The 17,550-nt window shown below is 66.9% G+C and carries 13 protein-coding genes; 7 read left to right on the top strand and 6 right to left on the bottom strand.

Annotated elements, in window-relative coordinates; translation table 11 throughout:
* Nucleotides 1–119 precede the first annotated feature (119 nt).
* Complete coding sequence (locus D1610_RS14645; protein ID WP_245942278.1) at nucleotides 120–1,850, bottom strand: class I adenylate-forming enzyme family protein; 1,731 nt, start codon at nucleotides 1,848–1,850, stop codon at nucleotides 120–122.
* Between the two features lie 164 nt (nucleotides 1,851–2,014).
* Here D1610_RS14645 and D1610_RS14650 point away from each other — a divergent pair, with 164 nt between their 5' ends.
* From D1610_RS14650 to D1610_RS14675, 6 genes are all read left to right on the top strand, one after another.
* On the top strand, nucleotides 2,015–3,241 hold the full coding sequence (locus D1610_RS14650; protein ID WP_118864943.1) for a serine hydrolase domain-containing protein: 1,227 nt from the start codon (nucleotides 2,015–2,017) through the stop codon (nucleotides 3,239–3,241).
* A gap of 12 nt (nucleotides 3,242–3,253) precedes the next feature.
* Nucleotides 3,254–5,278 carry a 3-hydroxyacyl-CoA dehydrogenase NAD-binding domain-containing protein gene (locus D1610_RS14655; protein WP_118864944.1) on the top strand — a complete coding sequence of 675 codons (2,025 nt, stop codon included), beginning with the start codon at nucleotides 3,254–3,256 and terminating at the stop codon, nucleotides 5,276–5,278.
* Between the two features lie 111 nt (nucleotides 5,279–5,389).
* Nucleotides 5,390–6,706: an amidase family protein gene (locus D1610_RS14660; RefSeq protein ID WP_245942280.1), complete on the top strand. Its 1,317-nt coding sequence runs from the start codon at nucleotides 5,390–5,392 to the stop codon at nucleotides 6,704–6,706.
* 3 nt (nucleotides 6,707–6,709) lie between these two features.
* Nucleotides 6,710–7,894 carry an acyl-CoA dehydrogenase family protein gene (locus tag D1610_RS14665; RefSeq protein WP_118864946.1) on the top strand — a complete coding sequence of 395 codons (1,185 nt, stop codon included), beginning with the start codon at nucleotides 6,710–6,712 and terminating at the stop codon, nucleotides 7,892–7,894.
* 105 nt (nucleotides 7,895–7,999) lie between these two features.
* The gene (locus tag D1610_RS14670; protein WP_118864947.1) at nucleotides 8,000–9,136 is read left to right on the top strand and encodes an acyl-CoA dehydrogenase family protein; all 1,137 of its coding nucleotides are present in this window, start codon (nucleotides 8,000–8,002) and stop codon (nucleotides 9,134–9,136) included.
* A 7-nt stretch (nucleotides 9,137–9,143) separates the two neighbouring features.
* The gene (locus D1610_RS14675; protein WP_118864948.1) at nucleotides 9,144–10,037 is read left to right on the top strand and encodes an acyl-CoA thioesterase; all 894 of its coding nucleotides are present in this window, start codon (nucleotides 9,144–9,146) and stop codon (nucleotides 10,035–10,037) included.
* Between the two features lie 246 nt (nucleotides 10,038–10,283).
* Here the strand turns inward: D1610_RS14675 and D1610_RS14680 are convergent, their stop codons facing one another.
* The 4 genes from D1610_RS14680 to D1610_RS14695 form a co-directional block, all read right to left on the bottom strand.
* Nucleotides 10,284–11,048: an SDR family oxidoreductase gene (locus D1610_RS14680; RefSeq protein WP_118864949.1), complete on the bottom strand. Its 765-nt coding sequence runs from the start codon at nucleotides 11,046–11,048 to the stop codon at nucleotides 10,284–10,286.
* 102 nt (nucleotides 11,049–11,150) lie between these two features.
* On the bottom strand, nucleotides 11,151–12,212 hold the full coding sequence (locus D1610_RS14685) for a phosphotransferase family protein (protein ID WP_118864950.1): 1,062 nt from the start codon (nucleotides 12,210–12,212) through the stop codon (nucleotides 11,151–11,153).
* Entirely contained in the window at nucleotides 12,209–13,291 is a 1,083-nt protein-coding gene (locus D1610_RS14690) for a Zn-dependent alcohol dehydrogenase (protein ID WP_118864951.1), read from the bottom strand. The genes D1610_RS14685 and D1610_RS14690 overlap by 4 nt, the downstream gene beginning before the upstream one ends.
* 117 nt (nucleotides 13,292–13,408) lie before the next feature.
* The gene (locus D1610_RS14695) at nucleotides 13,409–14,686 is read right to left on the bottom strand and encodes an acyl-CoA dehydrogenase family protein (RefSeq protein WP_118864952.1); all 1,278 of its coding nucleotides are present in this window, start codon (nucleotides 14,684–14,686) and stop codon (nucleotides 13,409–13,411) included.
* Nucleotides 14,687–14,848: 162 nt separating this feature from the next.
* On the opposite strand from D1610_RS14695, the gene D1610_RS14700 reads away from it, so the two are divergent.
* Nucleotides 14,849–16,093 (top strand): TetR/AcrR family transcriptional regulator, encoded by a 1,245-nt coding sequence (locus tag D1610_RS14700; RefSeq protein WP_118864953.1) that lies wholly within the window; start codon nucleotides 14,849–14,851, stop codon nucleotides 16,091–16,093.
* A gap of 138 nt (nucleotides 16,094–16,231) precedes the next feature.
* Here D1610_RS14700 and D1610_RS14705 read toward each other — a convergent pair whose 3' ends face one another.
* Nucleotides 16,232–17,548 (bottom strand): spinster family MFS transporter, encoded by a 1,317-nt coding sequence (locus D1610_RS14705; protein ID WP_118864954.1) that lies wholly within the window; start codon nucleotides 17,546–17,548, stop codon nucleotides 16,232–16,234.
* Nucleotides 17,549–17,550: the final 2 nt, after the last annotated feature.

Raw genomic sequence — 17,550 nt, forward strand, 5'->3', positions numbered from 1 at the left:
CCCCGCGAAGGCAGGGGCCCATACGCAGCATCCACATGCGCTGCGTTCCTTTGCAAGCGCCGATGGGCTCCTGCCTTCGCAGGGGCGACAGATGAATCATACGAATTGGAGGACGGTCGTCAGACCAGCTCGGCCTCGAACATCTTCTTGACCTCGGGCTTCAGGATCTTGCCGTTGGCGTTGCGCGGCAGCGTTTCGGCCGAGAACAGGATCTTCACCGGCACCTTGAAGGCGGCGAGATGCTGGCGGACCAGCGTCTGCAGCTCGGCCTCGGTGGCTTGCGCGCCGGGCGCGAGATGGACCACCGCCGCCGGCTCCTCGCCCAGCGTCTTGTGCGGCAGGCCGATCAGCGCGGCGTCGGTGACGGCGGGATGCTCGTAGAGGATGTTCTCCACCTCGACGCAGTAGATGTTCTCGCCGCCGCGGATGATCATGTCCTTGGCGCGGTCGACAATGTAGCAGAAGCCTTCCTCGTCCAGCCGCGCGAGATCGCCGGTGCGGACCCAGCCGTCGACGAAGGTCTCGGCCGTCTCTTCGGGCTTGTTCCAATAGCATTTGACGATCTGCGGGCCCCGCGCCCACAGTTCGCCGACCGCGCCGACGGGGAGTTCCTCCCGGCCATCGACATCCATGATCTTGAGATCCGACACCGGCACCGCGGGGCCGCAGCTGTCGGGCCGGTTGAGATAATCCTCGGCGGCATGGGTGGTGACGGTCGCGGTGGTCTCGGTCATGCCCCAGCCGTTGGTCGGCATCGCCTTGAAATCGCCGACGATCTTGCGGACCAGCTCGGGCGCGGAGGGCGCGCCGCCATAGCCGACCGCCTCCAGGCTCGACAGATCGTATTTCTCGCGATCGGGATGTTCGAGCATCTGCCAGGCGATGGTCGGCACGCCTCCAGTGGTGTTCACCCGCTCGCGCTCGATGATCTCGAAGGCGCGGATCACGTCCCATTTGCGCATGTAGATGCTGGTGTGCCCCGCCGCCATCGCGCCCATCAGCCCGGCGGAGAGCGCGGTCGCATGGAACAGCGGGATCACGGTGAGCCCCACCTTCTGCACGGGATCGGGGATCGGCTCGCCGCGGCGGAGCAGCGTGCGCGCCGCGACATAGGCGCTGGAGAAGATGTTGGTCATGAAGTTGCGGTGCGTGCCTAGCGCCCCCTTGGGCTTGCCGGTGGTGCCGCTGGTGTAGAGGATCGTCGCATCGTCCTCGGGCGCGATCGCTACCTGGGGCAGTCCGCGATCGGCGGGCAAATCGAGCCATGCCGAGGTCGGCCCAATGATGTTTTCGAGTTCCTCGACGCCATCGGGCGCGCCGCCCACACAGCGGCTGGCGATGACGCGCGCGAGATCGGGCAAGTCGCCGCGATGGGGTTCGATGCGGTCATAGCGCTCGCAATCGCAGATCAGCACCTTGGCGCCCGAATCGGCGAGGCCGTAGGCGAGCTCCTCGCCCGTCCACCAGGCGTTGAGCGGCACCGCGATCGCACCGGTCACCACCGTCGCGAAGAAGGACACCGGCCATTCGGGCAGGTTGCGCATAGCGATGGCGACGCGGTCGCCCTTCTGGACGCCCCCTGCGATCAGATCTGCCGCCAGCGCAGCGATCGCGCGGTACTGCGCCTCGTAACTGGTGCGCTCATCCTCGTAGATCGTCGCCAGCCGCGCGCCGTGCATGCGAGAGAGCATCACCAGCGCGGTCATATTGGGCGGCGCGTTCTTCCAGGTGCGGGTCGGGATGCCGCGGATGTCCACGGTCTCCATCTCGAAGCGGGCGCCGGGCGCGCACAATATGTCCTGTATCTGCGTCAGGCTGGCGGCGGGCCATGCGGGGGCGGTCCCGGACATCGGCGATCTCTCCATGTGTTTTTCGGTTCTCGAATTATGGGTTTGGAAGAAACTCGGGCCTGGTTCAAGATCATTCTTGATTCAGATGCGGCCTGCACGGCATAAGCGGGCGCGAAAAGGACGGGCGGGAATCCGCCGCCTAGAATGAACGGTATGGAGGGTGCGTGAAGCTGGCCAAGCCCGAAGCGTTGGGATTCGACGCCGCGCGGCTGGCGCGGATCGATGCGTTCCTCGACGAGCGCTATATCCGGGCGGGCCGGTTCAAGGGGCTGCAGTTCCTCCTCGCGCGCGAGGGCGAGCCGTTCCACTTCACCTCGATGGGGTCGCGCGGAGAGGATGGTCGTCCGGTCGAGGCGAACACGCTGTTCCGCATCGCCAGCATGACCAAGCCGGTCACCTCGATCGCGTTCATGATGCTGGTCGAGGAAGGCAGGGTCGCACTGGACGATCCGGTGCACCGCGTGCTGCCCGAGTTCAAAGGTGTCGGCGTTTACAACGGCGGCGGCGGGGGCGTGCCGTTCGTCACCCGCCCCACCGAGCAGCCGATGCGGATGATCGACCTGCTGCGCCACACCTCGGGCCTCACCTACGGCTTCCAGAATCGCAGCAACATCGACCTCGCCCACCGCGAGGGCAGACTTGAGGCGTGGCACGGCAATCTCGATCTCGACGGCTTCGTCGCCGCGCTCGGCAAGCTGCCGCTCGAATTCTCGCCCGGCGAGGCATGGAACTATTCGGTCTCGACCGACGTGCTCGGCGCGGTCGTTCAGCGCGTATCGGGCATGAGCCTGGACGCCTTCTTCGCCGAACGCATCTTCCAGCCGCTGGGCATGGTCGACACCTTCTTCCACGTCCCCGCCGACAAGCTCGACCGGCTGGGCGACGCCTATGCCTTCACGCCCGACGATCCACTGAAGCTGGTCGACAAGGCCGGCGGGCGGAGCGCCTGGTCGCGGGCGCCGACGCTGGTTTCGGGCGGCGGCGGGCTGGTGTCGACCAGTGCCGATTATCACCGCTTCTGCACCATGCTGCTCAATCGCGGCGAGCTGGACGGCGCGCGCATCGTCAGCCGCAAGACGATCGAGCTGATGACGATGAATCACCTCCCGGGGAACGGCGACCTGGCGGGCATGTCGCGCTCGCTGTTCAGCGAGGCGGTGCTCGCCGGCACCGGCTTCGGCCTTGGCTTCGCAGTCAACATGGATGTCGCCAAGGGCATGGTGCCCGGCTCGGTCGGCGAATTCTACTGGGGTGGGATGTACTCGACAGCTTTCTTCGTCGATCCGCTCGAACGCATCACCATGGTGTTCATGACCCAGCTGATGCCGTCCAGCACCTATCCGGTGCGGCGCGAGCTCAAGACCCTGATCTATTCGGCGCTTGCCGACTAACTGGAGAAACCAATGTCCGTGATCACCACCGAGCGCCAGGGCGATATATTCGTCATCACCTCGAACAACCCGCCGGTCAACGCGCTGGGCGCGGCGGTTCGGCAGGGGCTGGACGCGGCGATGGACGAGCTGGCGGGCGACGAGAGCCTGAAGGCGGCGGTGATCAGATGCGAGGGCCGCACCTTCTTCGCCGGCGCCGACATCACCGAGTTCGGAAAAGCCCCGGTCGGCCCCGACCTGCGCCAGGTGATCGACAAGATCGAGGCGAGCGACAAGCCGGTGGTCGCGGCGATCCATGGCACCGCGCTTGGCGGTGGATGCGAGGTGGCGCTCGGCTGTCACTATCGCATCGCCATCCCCTCGGCGGTGATCGGCACGCCCGAGGTGAAGCTGGGGCTGCTGCCCGGCGCGGGCGGCACGCAGCGCATCCCGCGCCTGGCGGGCGTCGCACTCGCATTGCAGATGAACGCGATCGGCGACCCCATCCCCGCCGCCAAGGCCAAGGAAGCCGGGCTGATCGACCGCCTCGCCACCGAAGGACAGCTCGCCGAGGACGCCATCGCCTTCGCGCGCGAAATCGCCTATGCCCGCCCCTTGCCCCGCGCCAGCGAGAAGCAGGCCAAGCCCGACCCGCAGGCGATCGAGGATTTCAAGGCGAAAAACGCCCGTCGCTTCAAGGGCTTCGATGCTCCCGCCGCGAACATCGCCTGCGTGGAGGCGGCGACGCGGCTTCCGTTCGAGGAAGGCATGGCGTTCGAGCGGCAGGAATTCATGAAGCTGATGATGGGCGTTCAGTCCGCGGCGCAGCGCCACATCTTCTTCGCCGAGCGAAAGGCCGCGAAGATCGACGACGTGCCCGAAGACACGAAATTGCGCGAGATCAGGAAGGTCGGCGTGATCGGCGCGGGCACGATGGGCGGCGGCATTTCGATGAATTTCCTGTCGGCGGGCATCCCGGTGACCATCGTCGAGATGCAGCAGGACGCGCTCGATCGCGGCACCGGCGTGATGCGCAAGAATTACGAGGGATCGGCGGCCAAGGGCCGGATCAAGCCCGAGGCGGTGGAGAAGGCGATGGGGCTGCTGACCCCGACGCTCAGCCTCGACGATCTGGCCGATTGCGACCTGATCATCGAGGCTGTGTACGAGAATATGGAGGTGAAGAAGGAGCTGTTCGGCAAGCTCGACGCCATCGCCAAGCCCGGCGCGATTCTCGCCAGCAACACCAGCTATCTCAATATCGACGAGATCGCATCGGCCACCAGCCGGCCCGGGGATGTGGTCGGCATGCACTTCTTCTCGCCCGCCAACGTCATGAAGCTCCTGGAGGTCGTCCGCGGCGCGAAGACCGCCAAGGATGTGCTTGCCACCGTCATGGCGATCGGCAAGCGCATCAAGAAGGTCCCCGTCGTCTCCGGCGTCTGCCCCGGCTTCATCGGCAACCGCATGCTCAGCCAGCGCCAGCAGGCGGCGAACGCGATGCTGATGCAGGGCGCGACGCCGCAGCAGATCGACAAGGTCCACACCGATTTCGGCATGCCGATGGGCCCGTTCCAGATGAGCGACCTGGCGGGCGTCGATATCGGCTGGCACCGCGACGAAAGCCGCATCGAAAGCATCCGCGACGCGCTGTGCGCCGAGGGCCGCTGGGGCCAGAAGAAGCAGGCGGGCTTCTACGACTATGACGAGAACCGCCGCCCCTCGCCCTCCCCGCGCGTCGCCGAGATCATTGAAGAGTTCCGCGCCAAATCGGGCAACGACAAGCGCGACACCTCGGACGAGGAGATCGTCGAGCGCACGCTCTATCCGATGGTCAACGAGGGCGCGAAGATCCTGGCCGAGGGCATGGCGCAGCGCGCCAGCGACATCGATGTGGTGTGGATCTACGGCTATGGCTGGCCGGTCTATCGCGGCGGGCCGATGTTCTGGGCCAATACCGAGGGACTCGCCAAGATCGTCGCCGGGCTGGAGAAGCACGGCTACGAGGTCGCTCCGCTGCTGAAGGAGAAGGCGGAGAAGGGCGAACGGTTCGCGTGATGGCGAGGCTCCATTCCGTCGCCCCCGTGCAGGCGGGGGCCTCAATCGGCAAGCACGTTGGTGCGTATGCCACAAACCCAGAGGCCCCTGCCTCCGCAGGGGCGACGGCGCGTGTCTGAACGCTCCGCCATCCAGACCGCCGCCGCGATCGCCGCGGGCGAGACCAGCGCCCGCGCCGAGGCCGAAGCCGCGATCGCGCGGATCGAGGCGGGCGACGGTGCGATCAACGCCGTCGTCGTCCGCGATTTCGATCGCGCGCTCGCCGCCGCCGATGCCGCCGACAAGGCCATAGCCGCGGGCGAACGCCGCCCGCTGCTGGGCGTGCCGATGACGGTCAAGGAAAGCTTTGACGTCGCCGGGCTGCCGACGACGTGGGGGTTCGAACAGTTCAGGACCTTCGTTCCCCAAGCCGACGCCGTTGCCATCAAGCGGCTGAAGGCGGCTGGCGCGGTGATCCTGGGCAAGACCAACGTGCCTCCTGCGCTTGCCGATCTGCAGGCGGACAATCCGGTCTATGGCCGGACCAGCAACCCGCACAATCATGGGCGCGTCGCGGGCGGCTCCTCGGGCGGATCGGCGGCGTCGCTCGCCGCCGGGTTCGTGCCGCTCGAGCTGGGCTCCGACATCGGCGGCTCGATCCGCGTGCCCGCCGCGTTTAACGGCGTGTGGGGACACAAGCCGACCTATGCCATGCTGTCGTCCGAAGGCCATCATTTCCCCGGCACCGACGGCGCGCGCGCCGCGCTGGCGGTGATCGGGCCGATGGCGCGCGATGCCGACGATCTCGCGCTGGCGCTCGACATTCTCGCCAATCATCCGCTGCGGCAGGCTGCGGTGCGGCCGGCGTCGACCTATCGCATCCTGGTGATGGCGGAGCATCCTTCCGCCAAGGTCCAGATGCCGATCGCCGCCGCGCTGGACGATCTCGCCGACAAGTTGGCCGATGCGGGGGTCGCAATCGACCGCCAGAGCGACCTGCTGCCCGATCTCGAAGCCCAGCACCGCCATTATATGAAGATGCTCAACATCGCGATCTCGCGTGGCGCGCCGCCCGAGGGACAGCCGCCGACGACCCTGGTCGAGTGGTTCGGCCTGCAGGATGATCAGGCGCGCAACCGCCGCCAATGGCACGCGCTGTTCGCCGATTATGACGCGGTGATCGCGCCGGCGCTGGGCGTCACCGCATTCCCGCATGACACGACTCCGCTTCCCAGGCGCGAGTTGGTGATCGACGGCGAGACGACGCCGTTCGGCGCGCAGTTCGCCTTCCCGGGCCTCGCCACCTTCCCGATGCTGCCCGCGACGAGCGTGCCGATCGGCGCAGATCCTGACGGGATGCCGATCGGCGTGCAGGTGATCGCGAACAGCTTCGCCGACCATGAGGCGATCGCCGTCGCGCGCATGGCGCATCAATTGATGAGGAACTGAGCCATGACCGATCTCACACAATTCCGTGCCGAAACGCGCGCATGGCTGGAGGAGAACGTCCCCCGGTCGATGCGCGAGCCGGTCAAGAGCGACGCCGACGTCAATTGGGGCGGCCGCAATGCGGACTATTCGAACAACCCCGACCAGAAGCTCTACATGGACCGCATGGCGGCGCGTGGCTGGACCGTGCCCGACTGGCCCAAGGCCTATGGCGGCGGCGGGCACAGCCCTGAGGAAACCAAGATCATCCGCGAGGAGATGGCGCGGATCAAGGCGCGCAATCCCTTGAACAGCTTCGGCATCTCGATGCTCGGCCCAGCGCTGCTCAAATACGGCACCGAGGAGCAGAAGCTGGAGCATCTGAACAGGATCGCGCGCGGCGAGATCCGCTGGTGCCAAGGCTATTCGGAGCCCAACGCCGGCTCAGACCTCGCCGCGCTCGCCACGTCGGCGGAGGATGCGGGCGACCATTTCATCGTCAACGGGCAGAAGGTGTGGACCAGCTACGCCGACAAGGCCGACTGGATCTTCTGCCTGGTGCGCACCGACAAGACGACCAAGCAGGGCGGCATCAGCTTCGTGCTGTTCGACATGGAGACGCCCGGCGTCTCGACCAAGCCGATCCTGCTGATCAGCGGCTATTCGCCCTTTTGCGAGACCTTCTTCGACGATGTGAAGGTGCCCAAGGCGAATCTCGTCGGCGAACTCAACAAGGGCTGGGACGTCGCCAAATATCTGCTGGGACATGAGCGCGAGATGATCTCCGGCATGGGCCTCGCCTCGACCGGTCGTAATCCGCTGATCGACGGCGCGATCGCCACGATCGGGTTGGATCATGACGGCCGTCTCGCCGATCCGGTGCTGCGCGCGCAGATCGCCTTGTTCGAGGTGCGCGCGCGCGCCTTCGGCATGATGTCCGAGCGCTTCATCGATGAGCTGAAGCACGGCCGCGCGCATCCCGCCCAGCCGAGCATGATGAAATATTACGGGACCGAGCTGAACAAGGCGCGCCACGAGCTGATGATGGCGGCGGGCGGATCGGACGCGCTCGAATGGGAGAGCGAAGCCTCTTCCGGCGGCGCCCTCCCCCGCGCCTGGCTCAGGACCAAGGCCAATTCGATCGAAGGCGGCACCAGCGAGGTGCAGCTCAACATCATCGCCAAGCGAATACTGGAGTTGCCTTCTTAGATCAGGTCGCCCCCGCGCAGGCGGGGGCCTCAGGCGGCGAGGACGCCGTCTGATGTGCCACAAACCCAGCGGCCCCCGCCTCCGCGGGGGCGACGGAGTGTTCAAATGCCGCTTTTCCTCAACGACGAACAGACGATGCTGCGCGATACCGCGAAGGACTTCGTCGCCGAGCATGCGCCCGCCGGCCATATGCGGTCCCTGCGCGACGCGAACGACGCCACCGGCTTCAGCCGCGATCTGTGGAGGCAATTCGCCGAGATGGGCTTCAACGGCATCCTGATCGGCGAGGATGACGGCGGCCTCGGCCTAGGCCATGTCGAGGCGGGCGTGGTGCTGGAGGAGATCGGGCGCAACCTCTCCCCCTCCCCCTTCCTCGCCACCGCGATCGGCGCGGTCGAGGCGCTGAAGGCGGGTTCCGCCGATCAGCGCGCCGAGTGGTTTCCCAAGATCGTCTCGGGCGAAGCGGTCGCCGCGCTCGCGATCGACGAAGGCGCCAAGCACCGCCCCGCCGCGACCGCGATGAAGGCGGAGCGATCGGGCAACGGCTTCCGCCTCACCGGCAAGAAGAGCTTCGTCGCGCACGGCCATGTCGCCGACCTGCTGATCGTCGCCGCGCGCACCGCGGGGGCGGCGGGCGAGACCGACGGCATCACCCTGTTCGCCGTGCCGAAGGATGCCGCCAACCTTTCCGCCACGCCCGAACGCCTGACCGATGCGAGCATCGCCGCGCGGATGACGTTCGATGGCGTGGAGGTCGATGCCGATGCGGTGATCGGCGAGGTGGATGGCGGCTGGGCCGCGCTGAGCCGTATGCTCAACGCCACCCGCGCGGGCGCTTCGGCGGAGATGCTCGGCGTCGGTGCGGGGGCGATGGACATGACCGTTTCCTACCTCAAGGAGCGCAAGCAGTTCGGCGTGCCGATCGGCAGCTTCCAGGCGCTCCAGCACCGCGCCGCGCATCTCTATTCGGAGATGGAGGTCGCGCGCGCCGCGGTGCTGAAGGCGCAGCAATTGCTCGACGCCGACGATGCGGCGGCCGAGGAGGCGGTGCATGTGGCCAAGGCGATGACCGGCCTCGCCACCATGCTCGCCGTGCAGGAGGGCGTGCAGATGCACGGCGGCATCGGCATGACCGACGAGTACGACATCGGCTTCTACATGAAGCGCCAGCGCGTGCTGGCCGAGCTGTTCGGCGATGCGAACTTCCACGCCGATGCGCTCGCCCGCGCGAAAGGCTACTGAGCGCGGCATGGCCGATTCGAACCCCCGCCCGCGCAAGACTCCCGAAGAACTGACGGCGATGCTCGTCACGCTGCTCGATGTCGAGGAGATCGACACCGATCTGTACCGCGGCGCGCGCCAGCCGGGCGGCGTCGGCCGCGTGTTCGGCGGTCAGGTGATCGCGCAGGCGTTGCAGGCGGCGCAGCGATCGGCCGAGGGCAAGCCGGCGCATTCGCTCCACGCCTATTTCATGCGGCCGGGCGACGAGCAGCGGCCGATCGTCTACCGCGTCGTGCGCGATTTCGAGGGCAAGAGCTTCGCCACGCGCCGGGTGATCGCGACGCAGGGCGGACAGCCGATCCTCAACATGGCGGCCTCGTTCCAGATCGAGGAGGACGGTTTGGCGCATCAGGACGCGATGCCCGAGGTGCCCGCGCCCGAAGAGCTCAAGTCCGACGCCGAGCTGCGCACCGAGATCGCGAACGAGGTGCCCGAGAAGTTCCAGCGCTTCTTTCGCGACCGGCAGAGCCCGATCGATATCCGCCCGATATCAGCGCGCAACTGGTTCAAGCCGGTCAAGGGGCCGCCCGCGCAGGCGAGCTGGTTCCGCTCCACCGCGCCGCTGCCCGACGATCCGGCGCTGCACCGCGCGGTGCTGAGCTACGCCTCCGACATGTCGCTACTCGGCACCTGCACGCTGCCGCACGGCGTCAACTGGCTGACGCATAACCTGCAGACCGCGAGCCTGGACCATGCCGTCTGGCTGCACGAGCCGTTCCGCGCCGACGACTGGCTGCTCTACGTCACCGACAGCCCCTGGGCGGGCCATGCGCGCGGGTTCAATCGCGGCAAGATCTACAGCCGCGACGGGCGGCTGGTGGCGAGCTGCGCGCAGGAAGGATTGATCCGGCTGCGCGAATAATTCGCCGGTATCCAGATACCCGAAAGTCACGAAAGTCACACTACGCACGCGTCGCACGCGCGCCCGGGGATCGGCGAGCAGGGCGATATCGGCCCGATACAATCTTCCGCATTCACGAGAGCGCGGCGAGCTCGAATCGATGACGCGGTCCATGGCACTTCACCTACATTCCAATTTCTCTACTGTTCTTTCTAACCTATTTGGCACATATAGGCAAGCAAAAAGTTTCACGTCTTATCGGCTGCCTCAAATCGTCACGCCGCCGTCGATCACCATCGCCTGGCCGGTCATGAACGCGGAGGCCGGGCTGGCGAGATAGACCACCGCGCCGGCGATCTCGTGCGGCTGGCCGATGCGGCGCAAGGGGGTGGTGCGGTTGGTCGCCTTTTCGCGCTCGGGATCCTCCCACAGCGCGCGGGCGAAGTCGGTCTTGATCAGGCCGGGAGCGATGCAGTTCACCCGCACATTGTCCGGCCCGTATTCGACCGCATAGTTGCGCGCGAGCTGGAAGTCGGCCGCCTTGGAGACGTTGTAGGCGCCGATCAGCGGCGATCCGCGCAGGCCGCCGATCGACGAGATGATGATGATCGACCCGTCCCCGTGCGCGCGCATCTCGGGCGCGACCAGCTGGATCAGCCAGTGGTTGGAGAGAATGTTGTTGTCGAGGATCTTGCGGAACTGTTCATCGGCGATGTCCGCAAGCGGGCCATAATAGGGGTTCGACGCGGCGTTGCCGACAAGGATGTCGATCCGGCCAAACGCGCGGCGGGTCTCGTCGACCAGGTGCTGCAGCGCCGCCTTGTCCGAGATGTTGGCGGCGACGGCGATCGCCCGCTCCTCGCCATGCTTTTCATTGATCGCGGCAGCGACGGGATCGCAGGCGTCCTGCTTGCGGCTGGAGATCACCACCCTTGCGCCGTGATCGGCGAGCGCCTCTGCCGAGGCCTTGCCGATGCCGCGCGAGGAGCCGGTGACGATGGCGACCTTTCCGGTCAGATCGAACAGGTTCATTTCCATCTCCGTCGCCCCTGCGCAGGCAGGGGCCTCTGAGTTTGTGGCACATCAGACGGGCCTTATGCCGCTTGAGGCCCCTGCCTGCGCAGGCGCGACGGGCTATTCCGCCCCCGCCTTCTTCGCGAAATCCCAGCTTGCCGCCGCCAGCCGGTAGACGCCGGCGGCCGATTTCTCCGCCTGCGCGGACGACGCCGTGCCGTCGACGATGCGCTTCTTGATGCCCTGGACGATGCCGGTCAGGCGGAACAGATTGTAGCTGAAATACCAGTTGAGATCGGGCACGCCGTCGCGGCCCGTGGCCGCGCAATAGCGATCGACCATCTCCTCCATGGTCGGGATGCCCGTCTCCGGCCCGGTCCTGCCCATCACCCCCGAACGGCCTTCGGGCTGGGTCACCCAGCTCATCAGGAAATAGCTGAAATCGGCGAGCGGATCGCCGAGCGTCGACAGTTCCCAATCAAGCACCGCGAGCACGTGCGGCTCCTCGGCATGGAAGATCATGTTGTCGATGCGGTAGTCGCCATGAACGATCGAGATGCGCGTCTGTTCGGGGACGGTCGCGGGAAGGAACTCGATCAACCGCTCGACCTCGGGCATGTGCTCGGTCTCGGACATGCGGTACTGCTTGGTCCAGCGGGCGACCTGGCGTTCGAAATAGTTGCCGGGCTTGCCGTAGTCCTGAAGGCCGGCGGCGACGTGATCGGTGGTGTGCAGCGCCGCCAGCGTGTCGCACATCGCGGCGTAGATGCCGGTGCGCTCGGCGGGCGCATAGTCGGGCAGCGTGCCGTCCCACAGATTGCGCCCGTCGGCGAAGCCCATGACGTAGAATTCGGCGCCGATCACCTCCGGATCGGTGCACAGGCCGTAGGGTCTCGCGACCGGAAAGCCGGTGGGGTGAAGCCCGGCGATGACGCGATACTCGCGATCGACCGCATGCGCCGAGGGCAGCAGCTTGCCGAAGGGCTTGCGGCGGAGAACATAGCGGGCGCCATCCGCGGCATCGATCAGATAGGTCGGGTTGGACTGGCCGCCGGCGAACTTGCGGTAGCTGAGCGGACCGGCGAAGCCATCGACATTCGCCTCCATCCAGGCGGCGAGCGCGCCTTCATCGAGCCGGTCCTTGTCCTGGACCTCGACCGTCTGGGGCGCCTCGTCGGTCATTCGAACACCACCACGGAGCGGGTGGCGTCGCCCTTGCGCAGCTCGTCGAAGGCGTGGTTGATCCGGTCGAGCCCGATCCGCTCGGCGATGATGCTGTCGAGATCGAGCAGGCCGCGCAGATAGAAATCGACCAGCCGCGGGATATCGACCGGGAAGCGGTTGCCGCCCATGAGGCCGCCCTGCAACCTCTTGTTGGCGAGCAGATCGAGCGCGGAGAGGCCGACCTTTTCGGCGAGCGGCATCATGCCGAGGATGGTGGCGGTGCCGCCGCGGCGCAGCACCTTGACCGCGGTGGCGGCGGACTGCGGGCGGCCGACCGCCTCGATCGCGTGGTGGACGCCGCCCCTGGTGATCTCGACCACCTCGTCGGCGGCGGTCTCGCTCATCGCATCGATGCTGTGCGTCGCGCCGAGCTTTTCGGCGAGAGCGCGCTTCTCCGGCACCGGATCGATCGCGATGATCTTGCCCGCGCCGGCGATCTTCGCCGCGTTGACCGCGGCCAGGCCGATGCCGCCGCAGCCGACCACCGCCACCGTCTCGCCCGGTTCCAGGTCGCAGCAGTTGAACACCGCCCCTGCCCCCGTCGTCACCGCGCAGCCGATCAGCGCGGCGCGGTCGGTCGGCATGTCGGGATCGATGGCGACGCAGGCGTGCTCGTGGACCAGCATCTGCTCGGCATAGGCGGAGAGGTTGAGCATCTGCGCCACGGCCGTGTCGCCGAGCATCAGCCGCGGCGGCTCGCCCTTGCCACGCCGCGTCGACGGATTGACGCACAGCACCATGCGGCCGGTGACGCAGAATTCGCAATGCCCGCAGAACACGCTCAGGCAGGTGACGACGGTGTCGCCGGGCTTGACCGTGGTGACGTCGCTGCCGACCGCCTCGACCACGCCCGCCGCCTCGTGCCCCGGGATGGTCGGCATCGCGTGCGGATAGGCGCCGTCGACGAAGTGGAGATCGGAGCGGCACACGCCCACCGCGGCGGTGCGGATCAGCACCTCGCGCGGGCCCGGCTTGCTGACCGTCACCTCCTCGATCGACAGAGGCTGCTTCGCCTCGAACAGGACTGCTGCTTTCATTCGTCATTCCATTTAATCGTCGCCCCTGCGAAGGCAGGGGCCTCAGCCGGCATGGGCGGTGGTCGGTGTGCCACAAACCCGGAGGCCCCTGCCTTCGCAGGGGCGACGATGCCCATCCTACCGCCGCACCGCCGCCTTCGCCGTCACCGCCTCGGGCAGCTCCGCATATTTGCCGAACTCGTTCCTCGCGATGGCGCGGTTGTGGACCTCGTCCGGGCCATCGGCGAAGCGCAGCGTGCGCAAGCTCGCCCAGGCCGAGGCCAGCGGGAAATCGCCCGAGACGCCGCCGCCGCCGTGCGCCTGGATCGCATCGTCGAGGATCTGCAGCGCCATGTTCGGCGCCGCGACCTTGATCATCGCGATCTCCAGCTGCGCGGCCTTGTTGCCCGCCTTGTCCATCATGTCGGCGGCCTTGAGGCACAGCAGGCGCGTCATCTCGATATCGATGCGCGCGCGGGCGATGCGCTGTTCCCAGATCGAATGATCGGCGATGCGCTTGCCGAAGGCGACGCGGGTCAGCAGGCGCTTGGCCATCAGCTCGATACCCATCTCCGCAACGCCGATGGTGCGCATGCAGTGATGGATGCGGCCCGGCCCCAGGCGGCCCTGGGCGATCTCGAACCCACGGCCTTCGCCCAGCACGAGATTCTCGACCGGCACGCGCACATCGGTGAGCGTGACCTCGCCGTGGCCGTGCGGCGCGTGATCATACCCGTAAACCGAAAGCATCCGTTCGATCTTCACGCCGGGCGTATCGAGCGGCACCAGGATCTGGCTCTGCTGCGAATGGCGCGAGCCCTCGGGATTGGTCTTGCCCATGACGATCGCCACCGCGCAGCGCGGATCGCCCACGCCCGACGACCACCATTTGCGGCCGTTGATGACATAGTGATCGCCGTCGCGGACCATCGACGTCTGGATGTTGGTCGCGTCCGACGAGGCGACCGCCGGCTCGGTCATGAGGAAAGCCGAGCGGATCTCGCCGTTCATCAGCGGGCGCAGCCATTGCTCCTTCTGCTCGCGCGTGCCGTAGCGGTGGAGCACCTCCATATTGCCGGTGTCGGGCGCGGAGCAGTTGAACACCTCGGGCGCCCAGCCGGCGCGGCCCATCGCCTCGGCGCACAGCGCATATTCGAGGTTGGTGAGCTGGGTGCCTTCGAACTCGAAGCTGTCGTCCACATGTTGCTGGCCGGAATGCGGCGGCATGAAGAAGTTCCACAAGCCGGCGGCCTTGGCCTTGGGCTTCAGCTCCTCGATGACGGGCAGCACCTTCCACCGATCGCCTTCATGATGCTGGTCGCGATACTCCTGGTTGCGGGGGGTGATTTCGCGATCGATGAAGTCCTGCACGCGGTCCCGGAAATATGTCTCGCGCTCGCTCAGCGTGAAATCCATCGTCGCTCTCCCATATAACTGTTCTCGTCCCGCCTAGACCATACCGGTTTTTCGGTAAAGCCCGATTGCTGGCGTCGATGCTCGCGAGCGACGCGGCAAAGCGCGCTTCACCGGCGTGCAAAAAAGGCTGGCCCGGCGGACCGACTCTGCTAGGCTTCGGCGATGCAGGACGCGATCCTAAACGGGACCGACGCCAGGGGGGAAACCGATCGTTACCGCGCCAAGCGCGAAATGATCGTCGCTGCGGCTTCGGAAGTGATGAACGAGCAATCGGCGAAGGGCCTCACCTTCGCCGACGTGGCGCGGCGCGTGGGGCTGAACACCACCAGCATCACCTATTATTTCAAGCGCAAGGACGATCTCGCCTCAGCCTGTTTCGACCGCACGCTCGACCGGTTCGAGGAAGTGCTGGACGCGGCGATGGCGCTGCCCGCGCCGCCCGAGCGGGTCGATCATTTCCTCGGCGCGCATTTCGACCGGCTGGAGCGGCAGGCCCAGGGGCAGGAGGGCGAGCTCGCCGGCCTCTCCGACCTGCGCGCGATGGACGAGCCGACGCGCGGCCGGCTGATGGCGCGGTGGCGCCAGGTGTTCCGCAAGACGCGCGAGCTGTTCGGCCAGGGCGACTGCCGGGCGACCAAGGACCTGCAATCGGCGCGCGCGCATGTGCTGCTGGAGAATGTGCTCTGGCTCAACGCGTGGATCCGCCGCTACGAGATCGACCAATATGGCCGCGTGCGCGAACGGCTGATGCAGGTGCTGCGCCACGGCATCGCGGTGCCTGGCGCGGCGTGGAAGCCCGATATCTGGCCGGTGGGCGAGCCCGCCGCGACGAGCGAGCCGAGCCGCACCAGCTTTCTCCTCGCCGCCACGCGCCTGATCAACGAGCTGGGCTATCGCGGCGCATCGGTGCAGCGCATCGCCTCCGAATTGAACGTCACCAAGGGCAGCTTCTATCACCATCTCGACGCAAAGGACGATCTCGTCATCGAATGCTTCAAGCGCAGCTTCGAGACGATTTCGGAGACGCAGCGCCATGCCGACGCCAGCGGCGGCGACGAATGGCACCGGATCAGCTCGACCATCGCGACCCTGCTCGATTTCCAGTTCTCCGAGCGCGGGCCATTGCTGCGCACATCGGCGCTCGCCGCGCTGCCGCCGCGCGTGCGTTACCAGATGATCGAGCGGTCGAACGGCATCGCCCGGCGCTTCGCCGGCATGCTATCAGACGGCATATCCGAAGGTTCGATCCGCCCGATCGACCCCCTGATCGCGGCGCAGGCGATCATGGCGTCACAGAACGCCGCATTCGATCTCAGGAAGTGGGCGGCGTCGATGGAGCCTGAGCTGGCGATCCGGCTCTACGCCTCGACCATCTGCTACGGGTTGTTCGACGACGGAGTCATCTAGGGTTTATCCCGTCCAGGTGAATTGTCGCCCCTGCGCAGGCGGGGCCATCCGCCCATCCACGGGTGCTGCCGACCAAGGCGCGTCGGGATGGGCCCTGCCTCCGCAGGCGACAAAAGGAGTGAGTCAGACGTATCGGGCTCAGCCCGCCGCCTGCTGCCTGCGCTTGAGCAGCGCGCCCGCGCGCCAATAGTGGAACAGCGCCCAAGGCGTCAGCGCGGCGAAGGTCACCATCGCCCAGCGCAGCGATTCCTCGCCGAACTGCGGACGCAGCAGATCGCTGATAACGCCGATCAGCGTCGGCCCCAGCCCCAGCCCGATCAGGTTGATGACGAGGAGCGTGATCGCCGCCCACAGCGCGCGCATCCGCAAGGGCGCAAGCCCCTGGATCAGCGCGAAAGTGGGGCCGAGATAGGTGCTGACGAGCAGGATCGAGAGCCAGTAGAGCGGGATCGCCATCCACGGATCGGATGAGAGGTAGAACAGGAAGGATAGCGGCAGGCCGATCGATTTCAGGCCGAACACCATCCAGCTCTGCGCGTGCAGGCCGTGCCGCACGGCGAGCCTGTTCGCCAGCCAGCCGCCGGCGACACCCGATATCGTGCCCATCACGCCGCCGATCGGCGCGACGATCCAGGCGATATCGGTGATGCCCATGCCGAGCGAACGCTGCAGGAAACTCGGCCCGAAATGGGCGTGGCCATAGCCGATCATCGAGGTGATGGTGACGCCCATGACCAGGTGGAAGGCGGGGCCGCTCGCGAACATCGCGCGGAAGCCCTCCGAAAGCGGCGGGATGGCGCCCTTCTTCTCGCCCTCGGCGACGATCTGCGCGTCGGACAGTCCGCGCCGCGGCTCCACGACGAACAGCTTGACGACCACCGCCAGCGCGATGCCGGGCAATCCGACGGTGAACATCGCCGCGCGCCAGCCGTAGAAGGCGGCGACGGTGCCGCCGATGAGCGTGCCGAGCGCGGCGCCGAGCACGACGCCGAGCGAGTAGATGCCCATCGCCCCCGCGCGCTTCTCCGGCGGGTAGAGATCGGCGATGATCGAGTGGCTGGGCGGGCTCGAGCCGGCTTCGCCCACGCCGACGCCGATCCGCGCCAGCAGCAGCTGCACGAAATTCTGCGCAAGCCCGCACACCGCCGTCATCGCGCTCCACAAGGCGAGAGCGATGGCGATGATGTTGACGCGGTTGCCCCTGTCGGCGAGCCGGGCGACAGGGATGCCCAGCGTCGCGTAGAACAGCGCGAAGGCGAGCCCGCCGATCAACCCCAGCTGCGTATCGCTGAGATGGAGGTCGGCGCGGATCAGCTCCTGCAGGATCGCGAGGATCTGCCGGTCCATATAGCTGAAGAAATAGGCCGTGGTGAGCAGCGCCAGCGTCCACCCGCGACGCTTCATCGCCAATGTGTCGGCGATTTCCTGGGGAACGTGCGGTGCGGCGCTGGACATCG

The organism is Sphingomonas gilva (genome assembly GCF_003515075.1).
Taxonomy (GTDB): domain Bacteria; phylum Pseudomonadota; class Alphaproteobacteria; order Sphingomonadales; family Sphingomonadaceae; genus Sphingomonas; species Sphingomonas gilva.

Excerpts from the sequence above, each read along its gene's own strand:
- D1610_RS14645 (WP_245942278.1), bottom strand. The coding sequence starts at position 1,850 with ATGTCCGGGACCGCCCCCGCATGGCCCGCCGCCAGCCTGACGCAGATA.
- D1610_RS14655 (WP_118864944.1), top strand. The coding sequence starts at position 3,254 with ATGTCCGTGATCACCACCGAGCGCCAGGGCGATATATTCGTCATCACC.
- D1610_RS14665 (WP_118864946.1), top strand. The coding sequence starts at position 6,710 with ATGACCGATCTCACACAATTCCGTGCCGAAACGCGCGCATGGCTGGAG.
- D1610_RS14670 (WP_118864947.1), top strand. The coding sequence starts at position 8,000 with ATGCCGCTTTTCCTCAACGACGAACAGACGATGCTGCGCGATACCGCG.
- D1610_RS14675 (WP_118864948.1), top strand. The coding sequence starts at position 9,144 with ATGGCCGATTCGAACCCCCGCCCGCGCAAGACTCCCGAAGAACTGACG.
- D1610_RS14680 (WP_118864949.1), bottom strand. The coding sequence starts at position 11,048 with ATGAACCTGTTCGATCTGACCGGAAAGGTCGCCATCGTCACCGGCTCC.
- D1610_RS14685 (WP_118864950.1), bottom strand. The coding sequence starts at position 12,212 with ATGACCGACGAGGCGCCCCAGACGGTCGAGGTCCAGGACAAGGACCGG.
- D1610_RS14690 (WP_118864951.1), bottom strand. The coding sequence starts at position 13,291 with ATGAAAGCAGCAGTCCTGTTCGAGGCGAAGCAGCCTCTGTCGATCGAG.
- D1610_RS14695 (WP_118864952.1), bottom strand. The coding sequence starts at position 14,686 with ATGGATTTCACGCTGAGCGAGCGCGAGACATATTTCCGGGACCGCGTG.
- D1610_RS14700 (WP_118864953.1), top strand. The coding sequence starts at position 14,849 with ATGCAGGACGCGATCCTAAACGGGACCGACGCCAGGGGGGAAACCGAT.
- D1610_RS14705 (WP_118864954.1), bottom strand. The coding sequence starts at position 17,548 with ATGTCCAGCGCCGCACCGCACGTTCCCCAGGAAATCGCCGACACATTG.